The organism is Parafrankia colletiae, assembly GCF_001854655.1.
GTDB classification, from domain to species: domain Bacteria; phylum Actinomycetota; class Actinomycetes; order Frankiales; family Frankiaceae; genus Parafrankia; species Parafrankia colletiae.
The window spans coordinates 1-17968 of the sequence record NZ_MBLM01000118.1; the positions used below are offsets into that span (position 1 = coordinate 1).

Genomic DNA, 17968 nt, shown 5'->3' on the forward strand with positions numbered 1-17968 from the left:
CTGCGTGACTGACTCATTGATCTCCTCCGTTCACGGATCAATTATCCCTCATAGGGATCACTGTCCGAAGAACGGGGCCCACCTCAGTGGCAGCTGGTCAGAGTGGGCGGTGGCAGCAGTGGAGGCGGTAGTGGTGGGGGCGGCGGCACCACCCCGCCGAGCTGGCCGAGTGCCACCGGCAGCCAGGCCGTCTCCAGCACCATCCGGGTCAGCGGTACCTACGACGGTGGCATGCGCCGCTACTACGGCAGCGGTGCGCTCGGCGGCAGCAGCCAGGACGAGGGCCAGGACGCCCTGTTCGACCTTCCCGCCGGCGCCACCCTCCAGAACGTCATCCTCGGCGCCCCCGCCGCTGACGGCATCCACTGCGCCGGCACCTGCACGCTGCGCAACGTCTGGTGGGAGGACGTCGGCGAGGACGCCGCCACCTTCCGCGGCAGTGGCTCGCCAACCTTCCTCGTCGACGGCGGCGGCGCCCGCCTCGCCTCCGACAAGGTCTTCCAGCACAACGGCGCCGGCACCCTGACCGTGCGCAACTTCCAGTTCCAGAACATCGGCACCGCCTACCGCTCCTGCGGCAACTGCTCCACCCAGTACGCCCGCCACGTCGTCTTCCAGAACATCTGGGTGACCACCCCCGCCAACCGCCTCGCCGGCATCAACACCAACTACGGCGACACGGCCAGCTTCTCCGGCGTCACCGTCATCAACGACCCCAACCGCAGACTCACCGTCTGCCAGAAGTACATCGGCAACGATGATGGCGACGAACCCCAGAGCAACGGCAGCGGCGCCGACGGCACCTCCTGTCGGTACACCAGCTCCGCCATCACCTACGTCGGCTGAGCTGGGGAGCGCGCATGAGATTCGGAGGCAGCAGGCGACTGTCCTTCTGGCAGAGGGCCACAGTCGCGGTCGCGGTCGCGGTGACGGCCTGTGCCATGGTCGCACCCGGCTCCCCGGCGCTGGCCGCCTACCCGGGACCCGGTCGTGTGACAGGAAACGTGACCGTGCACGACCCGTCCATGGTGCGGACCCCGTCCGGATATCTGCTCTTCTCCACCCACAACGGAATCGAGACCCGTTCCTCCGCCGACCGGGTGAACTTCACCTTCGTGGGGCGGGCCTTCCCCACCCCGCCGTCCTGGGTGTACTCCTACAACAGTTCGGGTGACCTCTGGGCACCCGACGTCTCCTACCAGAACGGGCTCTACTGGCTCTACTACTCGGTATCCAGCTTCGGCAGCAACAACTCCGCGATAGGGCTGGCGACGTCCACCACCGGCCTGCCCGGAAGCTGGACGGACCGGGGAGTCGTCGTCACCTCGACGAGCTCGAGCAACTTCAACGCCATCGATCCGTCGCTGCTCGTCGACAACAACGGTAGATGGTGGCTCTCCTTCGGGTCTTTCTGGAGTGGGATCTACATGATCCGGCTGGATCCTTCGACCGGAAAGCGGCTGGCCTCCGACAACACCCGATACCATCTCGCCCACCGCCCGCCTGACCCACACGCGGTGGAGGCGCCGCAGATTGTCTACCGGAGTGGTTACTACTACCTTTTCACCTCCCACGACCTGTGCTGCCGGGGTACGGCAAGTACCTATCGGATCACGGTGGGGCGCTCGACCAGCCCGAACGGGCCGTATCTCGACCGGGCGGGGGTGCCTCTGCTCAACGGGGGCGGCACCGAGGTTCTGGCAACCCACGGCGCCGTGGTCGGGCCAGGCGGGCAGAGCGTGCTGCGCGACACCGACGGGGCTCTCCTCGTCTACCACTACTACGACGCAGGCGCCGCGGGTCGGGAGACGCTGGGCGTCAATCTGATCGGCTGGAGCGGAGGCTGGCCCGCGGTCTACTGAGACAGGCCGTCCGCGTGTCGGGGTCGGCCCACGACGTGGCCGGGCGAGCCGCCCGGCCACGTCGCCGGCCCAGGGGTCAGGCCACGGCGGAGGCGCCCAGCAGGGCCTTGAGGTCGCCCATCAGCGCGGCCGTGCGCTGAACCGTGTAGGCGTCGTCGAGCCGGAGCAGGGTGGTCCGGCTCGACGACTGCAGCCGCAGGTGGACCTCGGTCGTGCCGGGATGGTCGCCCAGCACCTCACGCAGCCGGTCGACGGTCGGCGGGTTGACCCGGTACGCCGGCAGGGTGCGGTCGGCCGCATCCGTTCGACAGCCATGGCGAGCGTTCCTCCCGTCGCAGGTCGCGGCCCTAGGTCCATGGGGCAGCCCCGGCCTGCGAGCCCGCAGGAGCAGCCCTCGATTGCATACCGGGTATTCTCCGTCGTGCATACTCGGTATGCAGAGGAGGGAGACCTGGCATGTCGGTCCGGAACGGGCTGCTCGCGCTGCTGGCGGAGCGCCCGATGTACGGCTATCAGCTGCGGGCGGAGTTCGAGACCAGGACAGGATCGACCTGGCCGCTGAACATCGGGCAGGTCTACACGACGCTGCGCCGCCTCGAGCGGGACGGCCTCGTGACGGGCGACCGTGCTCCCAGCCGAGCGGACGCGGCCGCCCCGGACACTCCGGCTGCGGAAGGGCCAGCCGCGGAAGGGCCGGCCGCGAGCGCCGCGGCCAGGGCCATGCCGGTCACCGGCACTCCAGCGGCGAGGACCGCGGTCATGAGCCCGGAGCATGGCGGTGACAGCGGCGACGGCCGGGGGATTGTCTACCGGCTCACCGCCGCCGGCGAGGCGGCGGCCCAGCGCTGGTGGGTGACCCCGGTGAGCCGGCGGATGGCGGGCCGCGACGAGCTCGCCATCAAGCTCGCGCTCGCCGTCACCCTCCCCGAGGTGGACGTCCGATCTCTGGTCCAGCGGCAGCGGGTGGAGACGCTCCGGGCGATGCAGGAGTACACCCGGCTGCGCCACCAGGCCGACGACAGTGCCGACCTCGCCTGGCTCCTCGTGCTGGAAAACCTGATCTTCACCGCGGAGGCGGAGATCCGCTGGCTCGACCATGTGGAGCTGCGCCTGACCCGCCGTGGCCTCGGCGCTCCCCCCGGAACCGACCGTGAGGACAACCGATGACGACGGCACTGACCAGCCCGGACGCCCAGGTGGAGGTCGGACGGGCACCCGCCCTGGAACTGCGGGGTGTGCACCGGGAGCACGGCCGGGGCGCGAGCAGGGTGCAGGCGCTGCGCGGGGTGGATCTCGTCGTGCGTGCCGGCGAGCTGGTGGCGGTGATGGGCCCGTCCGGGTCGGGCAAGTCGACACTCCTCGCCCTCGCCGGTGGCCTGGACGCCCCCACCTCGGGTGAGGTCCTCGTCGCGGGCACGACGCTGAGTGGCCAGTCGCCCAGGGCCCTGGCCGCGCTGCGGCGGCGGGCACTCGGCTACGTCTTCCAGAACCTCAACCTGATTCCCGCGCTGACCGCGGTCGAGAACGTCATGCTCCCCCGGGAGCTGGACGGGATCTCCGCCCGGGCAGCCCGGCGGGAGGCACGCGCGGCACTGGCCGAGGTGGGTGTCGCCGACCTCGCCGACCGGTTCCCCGACGACATGTCCGGTGGCCAGCAGCAGCGGGTGGCCATCGCCCGCGCGCTGGTCGGCCCGCGCGGTCTCGTCCTGGCGGACGAGCCGACCGGCGCGCTGGACTCGCACACCGGCGAGGCGGTTCTGCGGGTGCTGCGGGCCCGCTGTGACGCCGGCTCGGCGGGGCTGTTGGTCACGCATGAGGCCCGGCACGCGGCCTGGGCCGACCGTGTGATCTTCCTGCGGGACGGCCTGGTGGTGGACTCGACCGGCACGCCCGCGACCCCGGAGTCCCTGCTCGGCGCCCCGGCCCCCTTCCCGGCGGACGGTGCGAGGGGCGACGCGACGGCGAGCCCTGCGCCGGACGGGCCGAACCCGGGGTGGGACGAGTCCCGCGGGTCCTACGAGATCGACGAGTCCGACGAGTCCGAGGAGTCCGACGAGTTCGGCGAGTCTGGCGAGTCCGGCGGGAGCCGGCGATGACGGCCGGCCGGCTGCGGGCCTGGCGGGTGGCGCTGCGCCTCGCCCGGCGCGATGCCCTGCGTGCCCGCGGGCGTACCGCGCTCGTCCTCGCGATGATCGCGGTGCCGGTGCTGCTCGTGTCGGCGGTCGACGTCATCGCACGGTCCAGCCAGGACGGCCCGGCCCAGATCGCTCACCGCAAGCTGGGCAAGGACCCGTCCATACAGGCGGGGGTCTGGTTCTACGGGCTGGAGGGGCCGTTGTCCCAGAATCCCGGCGGCAGCGACATACGGACCGAGGAACCCCCCTCTCTGGCGGGTACCTCCCCGGTCCTGCCCGATCCCGCCGTCGCGCAGCGACGGGCGCTGGCGGCCCTGCCCGCCGGGAACACGGCCGTCATCGAGCTGCGCCACTACCTGAGGTTCCGGATCAGCGACGGGTCGCGACACGACCGGGCTGTCAACACGAACGTGCGGGAGACCGACTGGACCCGTCCAGAGCTCGCGGCCCTGGCAACAGTCCGGGCCGGCCGGCTGCCCGCCGCCGCGGGCGAGGCCGCGGTCAGCCGGGCGCTCGCGCGCCACGCCGGCCTCGGAGTCGGTGACACACTCACCGCGACCGCGCTCGCCGCGGGCGAGACCCCCGGTTCCGGGCCCGCGCTGAGGATCGTCGGGGTCGTCGAGGAAACCCTCGGGCCGCAGGAGAGGACGGTGTTGCTCCCACCGGGCACGCTGGCTCCGGTGGCGTCGGAGGCCAGCCGGTCGTTGTACGTCGTCGGACCGCATCCCGTTGACTGGTCGCGAGTACGCGCCGCCAACGCCGTGGGCGCGGTGGTGGTGAGCCGGGCCGTGCTCGCCGACCCTCCCTCCGACGCCCAGCTGCCGGCGGCGCTCTCGGCCGGCCCCGAGGCCGGTCTGGTCGCGGCGACGGTGCTCGCCGCGGGCCTGGCGCTGCTGCTGGTGGCGCTGCTCGCCGGCCCCGCGTTCGCGATCGGCTCCCGGCGCAGCCGCCGCCAGCTCGCACTGATCGCGGCCGGCGGCGGGGCGCCCGCGCACCTGCGCGACATCGTGCTGGCGGGCGGTGTGGTCATCGGCCTGACCGCGTCGCTGCTCGGGGCGGCCGTCGGCGCCGGGCTGGGCACGGCGCTCATCCCGACCCTGGTGGACCGCGGCTGGGCCGACATCGTGCACACCGACGTCCGCGTTCTGGATCTGCTGGCGATCGTGGCGGTCGGCACGCTCACCGCGATCGCCGCCGCGGCCGCCCCGGCGATCTCCGCGAGCCGGCTGGACGTGCTCTCCGCCCTGGGCGGGCACGGCGGTCCGGCCCGGATGCGGCGCCGCGTCCCGGTCGCCGGGAGCGGCCTGGTCGGCGCCGGAGCGGCCGTGGCCATCCTCGGCGCCGGCGACCAGAACGGGCTGCTGGTCCTCGCCGGGACCACGCTGGCGATGCTCGGCCTGATCGCCGTCGGCGGCGCCCTCGTGGGCCTGGTCGCCCGCCTTGCCGGGACCCTGCCCGTCGCCGGGCGGCTGGCCCTGCGCGACGCCGCCCGCCAGCGCGGCCGCACCACCCCGGCGATCGGAGCGGTGATGGCGGCGGTGGCGGCCTCGGTCGCCGTCTCCCTGTTCGTCGCCGCCATGGACGATCACGACCGCCGTGCCTACCAGCCCATGCTGGGCGACGGCGTGGCGCTGATAGGCCTCGCCGACGACTCGTGGGACCAGGCCGGCGCGGCACGGGAGCTGGCCGCCGCGGAGCGGATACTGCGGGAGCACCTGCCCATCCGGGCGGTGCACGTGGTCGAGCGGCCCGTCAACGCCTCCGGGCAGGTCCTGCCGATGACGTTGGAACCACCCCTGCCGGAAGGCTGTTCATCGCCGGCCGGCGGGCCGCCCGCGGACGACCCGCGGTGTCAGGTGGCCTTCGGCGGCTGGGGCCTCGGCGGCGGCCCCTACCCTGTCGCCCTCGGCGGCGGCGGCGAGGTGCTGGTCGATGACGGGACGGCACTGGAGGTGGCTCTCGGCCGCGCCGAGCCGGCGCTGCGCCGGGTGTTGGCGGGCGGCGGCGCGGCGGTGCTCGACGACCGGCTGCGCTGGCCGGACGGGACCGTGCACATCACCGTCACCCTGGACGGCGACAGCGCGGGCGGGGGCACCCCGCGGGAGATCGTGGTGCCCGCCGCGCGGGTCCCGACGTCGGCGCCCTCCTCCGACCTCACCTACGGCGGCCTGGTCATTTCCCCCGCGGTCGCCCGCGACCTGGGCCTGCGGAGCGCTCCGACCCAGATCGTCGCCGCCACGGACCGCACGCCCACCCAGGCCGAGGTGGAGCGTCTCCAGGCGGCCGCGGAGGACTTCGGGCTCAGCTACCCGGTGGTGGAGCGCGGCTACGTCAGCGAGTTCGGTATCGGCCTGCTGGCGCTGGCCGCCGGCGCCGCCCTGATCACTCTGAGCGCCACTGTGATCACGGTCGGGTTGGCGGCCGTGGATGGCCGTGCGGACCTTGCCACCCTGGCCGCGGTCGGCGCCAGTCCCGGCCTGCGCCGACGGCTCGCGGCGAGCCAGGCCGGTGTGGTGGCCGGGCTGGGCACCGTGCTCGGCGGGATCGCCGGCTTCCTGCCCGGCGCGGCCACGGTCCTGATGATGCGGCAGGACGACGGCGTGGACGGCCCGCCCTGGCGGCTGGTCATCCCCTGGGAGACGCTGCTGATCGTCACTGTCGCCGTGCCGCTGCTCGCGATCGCGGCCGGCTGGCTGTTCACCCGGGCACGGCTTCCGATGACACGGCGCGCCATCCTCTGACAGCCAGCGCGGGGCATCCCGCGACACCCAGCGCCGGGCATCCCGCGTTTCTGGGACGGCACCGCGGATCCGTCCGCGGTGCCGATCACGATCGACGACGGGTGCGCCGGACGTCCATCGGCCGCATCTCACCCGACCTTCGCGGGAAGCCCAGGCCAGCCGGGCCCGGGTGCGCGAGCCGGGCCCGGCAGGGCGGTCAGGCCACGGCGGAGGCTCCTAGCAGGGCCTTGAGGTCACCCATCAGGGCGGGGGTTCGCTGGACCTTGTAGGCGTCGTCGAGCCGTAGCAGGGTGGTGCGGCTCGACGACTGCAGCCGCAGGTGGACCTCGGTCGTGCCGGGATGGTCGCCCAGCACCTCGCGCAGCCGGTCGACGGTCGGCGGGTTGACCCGGTACGCCGGCAGGGTGATGACCACGGGCGGGCTCAGCGCGTGCTCGCTGAGGTCGGGCACGGTGAGGTCGGAGGCGACGAGGCGCGGGGTGTCCTCCCGCTTGTCGACCCGGCCCTTGACGATGACCACCGCGTCCTCGGAGAGCTGGGTCGAGCAGGTCTCGTAGGTGGCGGGGAAGAACATGACCTCCAGGCCACCCCCCATGTCCTCGACGGTGGCGAGCGCCCACAGCTTGCCCTGCTTGGTGACCTTGCGCTGCAGGCTGGAGATGATCCCGCCGATGGTGACGACCGAGCCGTCGGGGTAGTCACCGCTGTTGAGCGAGGCGATGGCGCAGTCCGCCTTCGCCGCGATGATGTGCTCGACCCCGAGCAGCGGATGGTCCGAGACGTACAGGCCGAGCATCTCCCGCTCGTGCGAGAGCAGCAGCGACTTGTCCCATTCCTGGTCGGAGAACTCCTGGACGCCGAAGAGGGGGGCTGCGTCCTCGGTGCCGTCCTCGCCGTCGAAGGCGARCAGGTCGAACTGGCCCTCGGCGTTCTTCTTCTTCACGCCCATGACCGCGTCGATCGCCTGCTCGTGCTTCTCGACCAGGCCGCGCCGGGTGTGCCCGAGCGCGTCGAACGCCCCGGCCTTGATCAGGGACTCGACGGTCCGCTTGTTGCAGGCGACGGCGTCGACCTTGTCGAGGAAGTCGGGGAAGGAGGCGAAGCGGCCCTTCGCCTTCCGGTTGCGCACGATCGACTCGACCACGTTGATGCCGACGTTGCGGATGGCGGCCAGGCCGACCTTGATCTCGCTGTCGCCGTGCGGGGTGTAGTCGGCGTCGGAGGTGTTGACGTCGGGCGGCAGCACCCGGATGCCCATCCGCCGGCACTCGTTCAGGTAGATCGCGCTCTTGTCCTTGTCGTCGCGGACGGAGGTCAGCAGCGCGGCCATGTACTCGGCCGGGAAGTTCGCCTTGAGGTAGGCCGTCCAGTAGGAGACCAGCCCGTACCCGGCGGTGTGCGCCTTGTTGAAGGCGTAGTCGGAGAAGGGGACCAGAATGTCCCWGAGGGTCTTGATTGCCTCCGCCGAGAAGCCGCTGGCCTTCATGCCGTCGGAGAACGGCACGAACTCCTTGTCGAGGATCTCCTTCTTCTTCTTGCCCATCGCCCGGCGCAGCAGGTCGGCCTGGCCCAGCGTGTAGCCGGCCACCTTCTGCGCGATGGCCATGACCTGCTCCTGGTACACGATCAGGCCGTGCGTGGTGTCCAGGATGTCGGCCAGCGGCTCGGCGAGCTCCGGGTGGATCGGGGTGATCTCCTGCTGGCCGTTCTTGCGCAGTGCGTAGTTGATGTGCGAGTTCGCGCCCATCGGCCCGGGCCGGTAGAGCGCGAGCACGGCGGAGATGTCCTCGAAGTTGTCCGGGCGCATCATCCGCAGCAGCGAACGCATCGGCCCGCCGTCGAGCTGGAACACCCCGAGGGTGTCGCCGCGGGCCAGCAGCTCGTAGGACGCCGGGTCGTTGAGCTCCARGCCCATCAGGTCGATACGGAAACCGCGGTTGGCCTCGACGTTGCGCACCGCGTCGTCCATGACGGTGAGGTTGCGCAGGCCGAGGAAGTCCATCTTCAGCAGGCCGAGCGTCTCGCAGGTCGGGTAGTCGAACTGCGTGATGATCGCGCCGTCGGCGTCGCGCCGCCACACCGGGATGTGGTCGATGATCGGCTCGGCCGACATGATCACCCCGGCGGCGTGCACCCCGGCCTGGYGGATGAGCCCTTCCAGGCCCTTGGCGGTGTCGATGACCTTGCGGACGTCCGCGTCGGACTCGTACAGCCCGCGGATCTCGCCGGCCTCGCTGTAGCGGGGGTGCTTGGGGTCGAAGATCCCGGAGAGCGGAATGTCCTTGCCCATGACCGCGGGCGGCATCGCCTTGGTGATCCGGTCGCCGACCGCGTAGGGGTAGCCGAGGACCCGGGAGGAGTCCTTGATGGCGGCCTTCGCCTTGATGGTGCCGTAGGTGACGATCTGCGCGATGCGGTCGTCGCCCCACTTGTCCGTGACGTAGCGGATCACGTCACCGCGCCGACGTTCGTCGAAGTCGATGTCGATGTCGGGCATCGAGACGCGGTCCGGGTTGAGGAACCGCTCGAACAGCAGGCTGTGCGGGATGGGGTCGAGGTCGGTGATGCCGAGCGCGTAGGCGACCATGGAGCCCGCCGCGCTGCCGCGGCCCGGGCCGACCGGGATGCCCTGGTTCTTCGCCCACATGATGAAGTCGGCGACGACCAGGAAGTAGGACGGGAAGCCCATCGAGAGGATGACCCCGAGCTCGTACTCGACCCGGGTGCGGTGTTCCTCGTCGAACCCGTCCGGGAAGCGCCGGGCCATGCCGGCCCAGGTCTCCTTGCGGAACCAGGACTCCTCGGTCTCGCCGTCGGGCACCGGGAAGCGCGGCATCAGGTTGTGCTTGGCGAACATACCCGCGGGGTCGACCCGCTCGGCGATCATGAGGGTCGACTCGCACCCCTGCTGCCAGGCGTCCGAGGAGTCGATCGCGTACATCTGCTCGGCGGTCTTGAGGTAGTAGCCCGAGCCCTCGAACTGGAAGCTGGGGTTCGCCACGGTCGACGCCGTCTGCACGCAGAGGAGCGCGGCGTGCGTCGTCCRCTCGTGCTCGAAGGTGTAGTGCGAGTCGTTGGTGACCACGAAGCGCATGTTCAGCGCGCGGGCGATGTCGACCAGACCGTCACGGACCCGGCGCTCGATCTCGATGCCGTGGTCCATGATCTCGCAGAAGTAGTTCTCGGGCCCGAAGATCTCCTGGTAGGTGGCGGCGGCCTTCAGCGCCTCCTCGTAGTGCCCCAGGCGCAGCCTGGTCTGCACCGCGCCGGACGGGCAGCCCGTGGTGGCCATCAGGCCCTCGGCGTGCTCGGCGATGATGTCGTGATCCATGCGTGGCCATTTGATGTAATGACCTTCGATGGACGCCCTGGAATTGAGCCGGAACAGATTGTGCAGGCCGACCGCGTTGCGTGCCCACATTGTCATGTGGGTGTAGGAGCCACCGCCGGACACGTCGTCGCTCTTCTGGTGCGGATCACCCCAGCGGACCCGCTGCTTGAGCAGGCGTGACTCCGGCGCGACGTAGGCCTCGCAGCCGATGATCGGTTTCACGCCGGCCGCGGTCGCCTGCCGGTAGAAGTCGTACGCCCCGTACATGTAGCCGTGGTCCGTGATCGCGACGGCGGGCATGCCCTGCCGGGAGACCTCGCCGAACATGTCCTTGAGTCGGGCCGCTCCGTCGAGCATCGAGTACTCGGTGTGAACGTGAAGGTGGACGAAAGAGTTCGCCATGTCGTCGGACCTTCCCGCGCGCGGAGGGCACGCCGGTCGCTGCTGGGTGGGGACACGTCGGTCAGGACGATGGTGCGGGAGCGGGCCGGGCGGCCGCCGGGACCGACCCGGCGGAGCGCGCGGCGGCCCACCCGGCGGGGCTCGGACGAGCTCCGGTGGGACCGGGGAAACCGCGGCAAGAATCAAATAACTTTCTCGCCTGATTGTTCTCGGGTTGTTTCTTATTGCCAGGGTGACGTCATTGTGTCTCTCGGTGGTGAACTCGGCTGTCGGCTGTCGTCCGGCGGCATTGATGCAGCCTAGCCCGGCCCGCCGACAGGACTCCGAGAAGATGCCGAGGTGTCCCGTCCGACCGCCGGACCGGGCCGCCGGACCGGGCCCGGGCGCGTCCGCGGGCGCTCAGGCGCGTGCGCGTGCGCGGGCGGTGATCGCGGCGGTGGCGATCGCGGCGACGGCCTGGTCGACGTCCGCCTCGGTCGTCATCCAGTTGCAGACCGACACCCGCATCGCCACCGCCCCGCGCCACACCGTGCCGGAGACGAAGGCCACACCGCCGGTGACGACCAGGTCGGTGGTCGCGCCGGTGATCGCGTCGTCGTCGTCCACCCGGACCAGGACCTGGTTGAGCTCGACCTCGTTGAGCACGGCGACCCCGTCGAGGCCGGCCAGCGCCGCGGCGAAGTGGCGCGCGTGCCCGCAGCACCGGTCCACCAGGTCGGTGAGGCCGGCCCGGCCCAGCGAACGCAGCGCCGCGTACAGGGCGAAGCCGCGGGCCCGCCGACTGAACTCGGGTGTCCACTCCAGCGGGTCGTGTTCGCCCTCGCCGCCGTGTACCACGTAGTCGGCACGGGTCGACATGGCCGCCCGGTGCGCGTCGGAGTCGGCGACGATCGCGATGCCGCAGTCGTAGGCCAGGTTCAGCCACTTGTGCCCGTCGGTGGCCCAGGAGTCGGCCTGGTCGATGCCGGCGACGAGCGCGCGGCGCCGCGGGGAGGCCGACACCGCCGCCCACAGCCCGAACGCGCCGTCGACGTGCACCCAGGCACCATGTTCGCGGCCGAGGGCGCAGATCTCCGGCATCGGGTCGAACGCCCCGGTGTTGATCTCTCCGGCCTGGGCGATGACGATCGCCGGGCCGTGCCCGCCGGCCAGTGCCGCCCGCAGGGCGTCGGGGCGCATCCGTCCCGTCTCGTCCGCCTCCACCACGGCCAGCCGCCGGGTGCCGAAGCCCAGCAGGCGCAGGGCGGCGTCCACCGTGGTGTGCCGGGCGGCGCCGGCGAACACCCGCACCGGCGGCGCGCCGTGCAGGCCGTCGGCCTCGACGTCCCAGCCGTACCGGGCCAGCACACGGTGCCGGGCGGCGGCCAGCGCCGTCACGTGGGCCATCTGGGTGCCGGTGGTGATCCCGACCGAGGCGCTGGCGGGGAGGCCGAGCAGCTCCCTGACCCAGGCCCCCGCCACCGACTCGGCGGCCGCGGCGGCGGGGGAGAGGCTGGCGAGGCCGGCGTTCTGGTCCCAGGCGACCGCCATCAGGTCCGCGGCCAGCGCCGCGGGCAGGATCCCGCCGATGACGTAGCCGAAGAAGCGCGGTGAGCCGGTGCCGGTGAGGCCGTCGGCCGTTCCGGCGGCCAGTGCGTCGACGACCTCGACCGGGTCGGTGGGGCCGGCGGGCAGTGGGACGTCCAGCTGCGCACGGATCTTCCCGTACCCCGCGGTCGGGGCGATCGGGCGGGTACTCAGCCCGGTGAGGTAGTCCGTGATGTGCTCGAATGCCCGCGTGGCTGCGGCGCCGGCGTCCCGCGGTGGACCTGCCGCCATCGGCTCTCCTTCTCGCGGCCCGTGCTGCCTGGGCAGGGCCGGCCGGCTCGGCGCGTCGGCGCCTGTTCGGATCAGGGCGCATTTCCGAGGATGCCGGATGTGGCGATGCTCCCGCCCGGCGACGTGACGATCCAGACGGCCCCGCCGGGCTGCGCGGCCCGCGGCACACCCGGGCCGTCGCGGGCCGTCGCGGGCCGGCTCGGCTGTGACCGACGCCACCTCCCGCGCTGGGCGGCGTGCCCACTGGATACCGTTTTGCAGTATCCAGTGTCGATTCGATGACTCTTCGGAAGGTGTTGCGCATGAATCAGGACGAGTCGGTCGACCCCACGCTGGGGTCTGCGGTGCCCGTCCAGGGGGAGGCGGTTCCGGCGGCGGCCGAGGGTGGAGAGCTCGCCCAGGCGTCCACCGAGGGGCTGTCCTTCGGGGCGCTGGCGAACCCGAACCGGCTGCGGCTGGGTGCCTCGCGCTCCCTGTGACCACCCGGGCCACCGGCGGCTGATCCACGAACCTGTTGGAGGAGCTCGCAGTCGGCACCCGGACCGCGCGAACTCCGCGGACGGACCTGATGAGACACCAGTGCCCCAGAACGCCGAAGCGTTCTGGGGCACTGTCGTGTCCGGGTCCGCAGCACGGCGGGCCGTACCGGTCACGATCTCGCTGGTGGGTCGAACCTCGGCTCTCCCGAGAGGCGGGTCGTACGCCGCCCCCCGGGAGAGCCTCAGCCTTTTCCGGGGACGTCAGCCGCCCGGCGTGGGCTGCGGCTCGATGCGGGGCGCCGGGCGCGTGAAGCTGCGGGCAGGCCGGCTGCCCGGGCGGTGCCCGTCTGCGCGGGGACCGTCGGCGCCGGTGCGGGCGCCCGGCCCGCCGCGACGGTGACCGCCCTCGCGGCCCGTGCCGTCGCGCCGGCCGCCGTCACGGAAGCCGCCTTCCCGGCGCCCCCCGTCCCGGCGCCCGCCCTCACGCCGGCCCTCGCCGCGCTGGCGGCGGGCCGTGATCGTGGCGGGATCGACCGGCGGTGCCGGCGGGCCGGCGAGCTCGACGACGAGCGGGTCGTCGGGCGACGTCGGTACCGGCTGGGTCGGGATGCCCACCGCGCGCAGCAGCGACCTGGCCTTGCCACGCTCGGCCGGCACGGTCACGAGCACGTCGGCGCCGTCGGCTCCGGCCCGTGCGGTGCGCCCGCCGCGGTGCTGGTAGGTCTTCGCGTCCTCGGGCGGGCCGAGGTGCAGGACCAGGCTGATGCCGTCGACGTGGATGCCGCGGGCGGCGACGTCGGTGGCGACCAGCACCCGGTAGAAGCCGTCGGTGAAGCCGGCCAGTGCCCGGGTGCGGGCGCCCTGGGGCATCCCGCCGTGCAGCGGCTCGGCCGGGACCCCGGCCTCGGTGAGCGCCTGCGCGACGCGGTCGGCGTCCCGCTGGGTGCGCACGAAGACCAGCGTCCGCCCGGCGCCGCCGGCGAGCGCGGTGATCAGCCGCAGCTGCGCGTTGCGGTCGACGGACTCCATCGCGTGCCGGACCAGGGTCGAGACCTGCGACACCTCCGGGTCGACCGCGACCAGCACCGGCTCGGGCAGGTAGCTGCGGACGAGGACCTCGACCTCACGGTCGAGGGTGGCGCTGAACAGCAGCCGCTGGCTGTCCGCCGGAGTCATGTCCAGCAGGGCCTTGACCGCCGGGAGGAAGCCGAGGTCGCACATGAAGTCGGCTTCGTCCAGCACGGTGATGTCGATCTCGTCGAGCAGGCAGGCGTCCCGTTCGACGAGGTCGGTGAGCCGGCCGGGCGTGGCGACCACCAGGTGCACACCCCGGCGCAGGGCCGAGATCTGCCGGCTGATGGAGGTGCCGCCGTAGACCGGGGTCATCCACAGCCCGAGCGCCCGGGTGAGCGGGGCCAGCACGTCGTTGACCTGCTGGGCCAGCTCGCGGGTCGGGACGAGGATGAGCCCACGGGGCTGGCGCGGCCGGGCGGCACCGGTCGTGGCGAGCCGGGCGAGCATCGGCAGGCCGAACGCCAGGGTCTTGCCCGAGCCGGTGCGGGCCCGGCCGAGCACGTTCTCGCCGGCCAGCACGTCGGGCAACGTGGCGGCCTGCACGGCGAACGGCGCGTGGATGTCGCGGGCGGCGAGCGCCGCCACGAGCTTCGGGGGCAGCCCGGCAGCCTCGAACGTCTCGGCGGGCGGGCGGGGGGAACGGGTGGCGAGAGCCGGACGCGCGGCCGGGCGCTCACCGCCTCGGAACGGGACAGGGCGGGGCCCGCCACGGCCGTGGCCGGTGGCACGGGTGCGGCCGCCCCGGGAGGGACGGGCCGAACGGTGGGCGGGGGTGGGCTGGGTGCTGCGGGGCTGAGTCAGGGGATCCGCCGATCAGGTCAGGGCCGACAGAACACACGCCACGTCGGTTCCACGCGCCATGCGGCGTAGTTCACGAACGCGGAAAGTGTCATCCGGCGGCCAGGGGGCGGCCGGTTTCACGCGACCGGACCCAACCGCGGTTTCGGACCGCCATGGCGCTCGCACCGACCTTGGACATCCGGCCCGTCTGGCCGGAAGTCCCAGAGATCTTGTCTTCGTTCCGTGAGCTGGTTGCCCTCGGTGACGCCGACAGGAAGACGTTACCTCGTACCCGGGCATGATCGGGGGCCTCGAGGTGTGTGGTTAACCATCAGGGGAGGAGGTTCTACGTCACATCTGCCCCGGTGAACCACCGAACTGCGGTTCGAGGCGGCCTTGGCGACATTTCCTCTTTGTTTGATCTTCGGGATGCGGGCATGGGCCGTCATGCCGATGCCTGGCGTGCATCTGTTACCGGGGGTGCATCCGGCCCGATCGGGTGCCGGATGCAYCCGCGGCCGGCGTCGGCGGAGGCTCCGGCCGGGCGGCTCGCCCGGACCGCCCAGACCAGCAGCGCCAACACCCCCACGAGCGCCCCGTAGGCGCCGATCACCCGCTGGTCGTCCCCGTGCGCGCGGGCCAGCGCCCACAGCACCCAGCCGACCCCGCCGACGAGGGCCACTGCCGGGGCCGCCGCCAGGACCGCTGCCCGGACCACCCGCGGCCGGGTGTCGGGACGTCCGGCCCGCCGCCCCGGGGCCGGACGCAGCAGCGGGACCGCGACCAGCGGACCGACCACGGCGGCCGCAAGGAACAGGTCCATCGGAGTGCTCAGATGGGGGGTCACCAGCAGCCAGCTGCCCGCGGTGAACAGGGCCAGCGGCCGGTCGGGATCCCCGCCGCGTGTCGCGGTGATCCCGGCGGGCCCGCGGGCGATGGCCAACAGCGGAGCCGCGAGCAGCAGCAGGTAGTGGCTCCACACGATCGGGGAGGCCACCAGGGCCGCTGCCACGACGCCGGCGAACAGCAGCCCGTCGCCGGCGGCCCGCCTGGCGCCCCGCGCGTACCACAGGCATCCGGCGAGCAGCGCGCCGGCGACCCCCCGCGCCGCCCAGGTGGCGACGTCCAGGCCGAGACCGGTGTTCATCAGCAGGCCGGTCAGGCTCAGGCCGTCCGGAGCCTCCTCGCGTGCCAGCACCGCCAGCATGTCCGCGTAGGTGCGGGCCGGTACCGGGCTGTAAAGCTCGCCGACGGCGAACAGGACGCCCAGCGCGGCGACGGCGATGGCGGCCGCCCGCGGCCGGCGGGTGACCGCCAGCCAGAGGACGACCGGAATCAGGAAGAGCTTGCTGTACACCAGCAGCGCGGCGAGCACTCCGGCAGCGACCGGGGCGTCACGCAGCCGCCACAGCGCGACCAGACCACAGAAAAGCAACGCGTTGAGGGTGCCCATCTGCAACCCGGTGATGGTGCAGGACGTCCCCAGGACCAGGGCGAACGCCCACCAGCCCGCGCGGGCGAGCCGGCAGGCGGCGAGCAGGGCGACGACCGACAGGGCGATGAACAGATCGTCGGCCCCCGGCAGCGCGGACAGCGGCACGAACGGCAGGGACATCAGGTACGGGTAGACGAACGCGAACCCGGAGTAGACCTCGGGGGTGCCCGGTGGGGGGTAGGGGTCCCGCCCGTCGGCGACCGCCGCGCCGGCCCGAAGGAAGACATCCACGTCGAAATGCGCGATCGGTGCAACGAAACCGACCCAGACCAGGCCGATCAGGGCCGCGAGCACGAGCGGGCCCGCCGCCCTGGCGGCGCCACGGCCGGCGCCGGTGAGGATCTCGGCGCCGTCGCGTCGACGTGGGGGCAGGTCCGTCCTCATGACACCCGCTTCGGTCGGCGTTCCACCCGGTCTCCAGGGTCGTCGGGGCTGCGACGGTCATGGTCCCATCCGGGGACGGGCAGGTGATGACAGAGGTTGTCCGCCGCGTCACGCCGCACACCAGGCCGGCCGCCGTCCCGGCCGGCTACAGCAGTACTTCGGTGAGAAGGTGGATCACCAGGCCGGCGAGCGCGCCGACAACGGTGCCGTTGATGCGGATGAACTGCAGGTCCCGGCCGACGTGCAGCTCGATGCGCCGGGAGGTCGCGGCCGGCTCCCACCGGGCCACCGTGTCGCCGATGACGGCGGCGATGTCCTCGCGGTAGCGACGCACCGCGCGGGTGGCGACGTCGGCGGCGGCTCTGTCCACGGTGGCGGCGAGCTCCGGCTCGGTGACCAGCCGGCCGCCGAACGCGGCCAGTGTCTCGGCCGCCCGGGTGCGTGCGGCCCCGTGCGGATCGGTGGTGAGATCGAGGAGTACCCCACGGGCGGTCACCCAGATCGCCGTCACCGCCCGGTCCGCCTCGGGGTGGGCGACGATCCGCCGCTTGAGGGCCTCGACCTTCTCGCCGAGCTCGGGATCGGTGCGCAGCCGCTCGGCGAAGGTCAGCAGGAAGGTGTCGATGGCGCGGCGCAGCCGGTGCCCGCGGTCGTCCCGCAGGTCGGCGACGAAACGCAGCGCCTCCGCGTAGGCGCGGGCGGCGACCGCCTCGTCCAGCCACCGCGGTGACCAGGTCGGTGCCTGCTCGCGCACCAGCCGCAGGACGGTGTCGGGGTTGGCCCGCAGCCACTCGTCGGCCTCGCTGACCAGCAGGTCGACCAGATGGTGGTGTGTTCCCTCGGTGACCACCCGGTCGAGGGCCAGCCCGAGAGCCCCGGCCCAGCGCCGCTCCAGCAACCGCGGCAGGACGGACTTCTCGACCAGCTCGCGGACGAGATCGTCCTCGATGCCGGAGATCATGGCCGCGGCGCGGCTGGACACCTCGGCGGTGATCCGCTCGGCGTTCTCCGGGCGCCGCAGCCAGGTACCGACCCGGGCGGCCACGCCGAGCTGGTCGACCTTCTCCCGCACGACGTCCTCGGCGAGGAAATGCGTCCCGACGAAGCTCTGCAGGCCGCGGCCGAGCGCGTCCTTGCGGTGCGGGATGATCGCGGTGTGCGGGATCGGCAGCCCGAGGGGGTGCCGGAACAGCGCGGTGACCGCGAACCAGTCCGCGAGCGCGCCGACCGTCCCGGCCTCGGCGGCTGCCGCGACGTAGTCGACCCAGCCGGGCGCGCCCGAGGCTCCCCACCGCCAGGCGATGATGTAGACGGTGACCATGACGGCGAGCAGCGTCGTCGCGATCACGCGCATCCGCCGCAGCCCGTGCCGCATCCTGGCCTCGGCGGCCGGGTCCCCGGCGGCCAGGAGACCACTGGACGGATCACTACCGGGACTGTCCCCGCCTGCCACCTCATCTGCCATGC

10 protein-coding genes and 2 pseudogenes are annotated in these 17968 nt (G+C 72.6%); 6 read left to right on the forward strand and 6 right to left on the reverse strand.

The genetic code is table 11. From position 1 onward, the window contains the following. The first annotated feature begins 102 nt into the window (after positions 1-102). Together CC117_RS16285 and CC117_RS16290 are read left to right on the forward strand one after the other, a co-directional pair. Entirely contained in the window at positions 103-846 is a 744-nt protein-coding gene (locus CC117_RS16285; RefSeq protein WP_241830158.1) for a pectate lyase, read from the forward strand. A 14-nt stretch (positions 847-860) separates the two neighbouring features. After that, positions 861-1862, forward strand: coding sequence for an arabinan endo-1,5-alpha-L-arabinosidase (locus tag CC117_RS16290; RefSeq protein ID WP_071085047.1), 1002 nt, complete (start codon positions 861-863; stop codon positions 1860-1862). 76 nt (positions 1863-1938) lie between these two features. On the opposite strand, the pseudogene CC117_RS40560 reads toward CC117_RS16290, so the two are convergent. After that, positions 1939-2148 (reverse strand): annotated as a pseudogene (locus CC117_RS40560) (hypothetical protein); the annotation flags it as partial. Positions 2149-2318: 170 nt separating this feature from the next. On the opposite strand from CC117_RS40560, the gene CC117_RS16295 reads away from it, so the two are divergent. From CC117_RS16295 to CC117_RS16305, 3 genes and pseudogenes are all read left to right on the forward strand, one after another. Beyond that, on the forward strand, positions 2319-3029 hold the full coding sequence (locus CC117_RS16295) for a PadR family transcriptional regulator (RefSeq protein ID WP_071085050.1): 711 nt from the start codon (positions 2319-2321) through the stop codon (positions 3027-3029). Beyond that, positions 3026-3775, forward strand: a pseudogene (locus CC117_RS16300) (ABC transporter ATP-binding protein); the annotation flags it as partial. The gene CC117_RS16295 and the pseudogene CC117_RS16300, both read left to right, overlap by 4 nt. A gap of 179 nt (positions 3776-3954) precedes the next feature. Beyond that, on the forward strand, positions 3955-6738 hold the full coding sequence (locus CC117_RS16305; RefSeq protein ID WP_071085054.1) for an ABC transporter permease: 2784 nt from the start codon (positions 3955-3957) through the stop codon (positions 6736-6738). Between the two features lie 196 nt (positions 6739-6934). Here the strand turns inward: CC117_RS16305 and dnaE are convergent, their stop codons facing one another. Together dnaE and CC117_RS16315 are read right to left on the reverse strand one after the other, a co-directional pair. After that, positions 6935-10471, reverse strand: a complete 3537-nt coding sequence (dnaE, locus tag CC117_RS16310) for a DNA polymerase III subunit alpha (protein ID WP_071085056.1) — start codon at positions 10469-10471, stop codon at positions 6935-6937. A 399-nt stretch (positions 10472-10870) separates the two neighbouring features. Beyond that, on the reverse strand, positions 10871-12289 hold the full coding sequence (locus CC117_RS16315) for a pyridoxal phosphate-dependent decarboxylase family protein (RefSeq protein WP_071085057.1): 1419 nt from the start codon (positions 12287-12289) through the stop codon (positions 10871-10873). A 302-nt stretch (positions 12290-12591) separates the two neighbouring features. On the opposite strand from CC117_RS16315, the gene CC117_RS38160 reads away from it, so the two are divergent. Further along, complete coding sequence (locus CC117_RS38160; protein ID WP_198541877.1) at positions 12592-12768, forward strand: hypothetical protein; 177 nt, start codon at positions 12592-12594, stop codon at positions 12766-12768. A gap of 261 nt (positions 12769-13029) precedes the next feature. Here the strand turns inward: CC117_RS38160 and CC117_RS16320 are convergent, their stop codons facing one another. From CC117_RS16320 to CC117_RS16330, 3 genes are all read right to left on the reverse strand, one after another. Further along, positions 13030-14427, reverse strand: coding sequence for a DEAD/DEAH box helicase (locus CC117_RS16320; RefSeq protein WP_198541878.1), 1398 nt, complete (start codon positions 14425-14427; stop codon positions 13030-13032). A 640-nt stretch (positions 14428-15067) separates the two neighbouring features. Then, positions 15068-16501 (reverse strand): glycosyltransferase family 87 protein, encoded by a 1434-nt coding sequence (locus CC117_RS16325; protein ID WP_071085059.1) that lies wholly within the window; start codon positions 16499-16501, stop codon positions 15068-15070. A gap of 145 nt (positions 16502-16646) precedes the next feature. Continuing rightward, positions 16647-17966 carry a DUF445 domain-containing protein gene (locus CC117_RS16330; protein WP_071085061.1) on the reverse strand — a complete coding sequence of 440 codons (1320 nt, stop codon included), beginning with the start codon at positions 17964-17966 and terminating at the stop codon, positions 16647-16649. Positions 17967-17968 lie beyond the last annotated feature (2 nt).

Bases quoted from the DNA above. Each gene is read 5' to 3' on its own strand.
- CC117_RS16305 (WP_071085054.1), top strand. From the start codon at position 3,955: ATGACGGCCGGCCGGCTGCGGGCCTGGCGGGTGGCGCTGCGCCTCGCC.
- CC117_RS16315 (WP_071085057.1), bottom strand. From the start codon at position 12,289: ATGGCGGCAGGTCCACCGCGGGACGCCGGCGCCGCAGCCACGCGGGCA.
- CC117_RS38160 (WP_198541877.1), top strand. From the start codon at position 12,592: ATGAATCAGGACGAGTCGGTCGACCCCACGCTGGGGTCTGCGGTGCCC.
- CC117_RS16330 (WP_071085061.1), bottom strand. From the start codon at position 17,966: ATGGCAGATGAGGTGGCAGGCGGGGACAGTCCCGGTAGTGATCCGTCC.
- CC117_RS16295 (WP_071085050.1), top strand. From the start codon at position 2,319: ATGTCGGTCCGGAACGGGCTGCTCGCGCTGCTGGCGGAGCGCCCGATG.
- CC117_RS16290 (WP_071085047.1), top strand. From the start codon at position 861: ATGAGATTCGGAGGCAGCAGGCGACTGTCCTTCTGGCAGAGGGCCACA.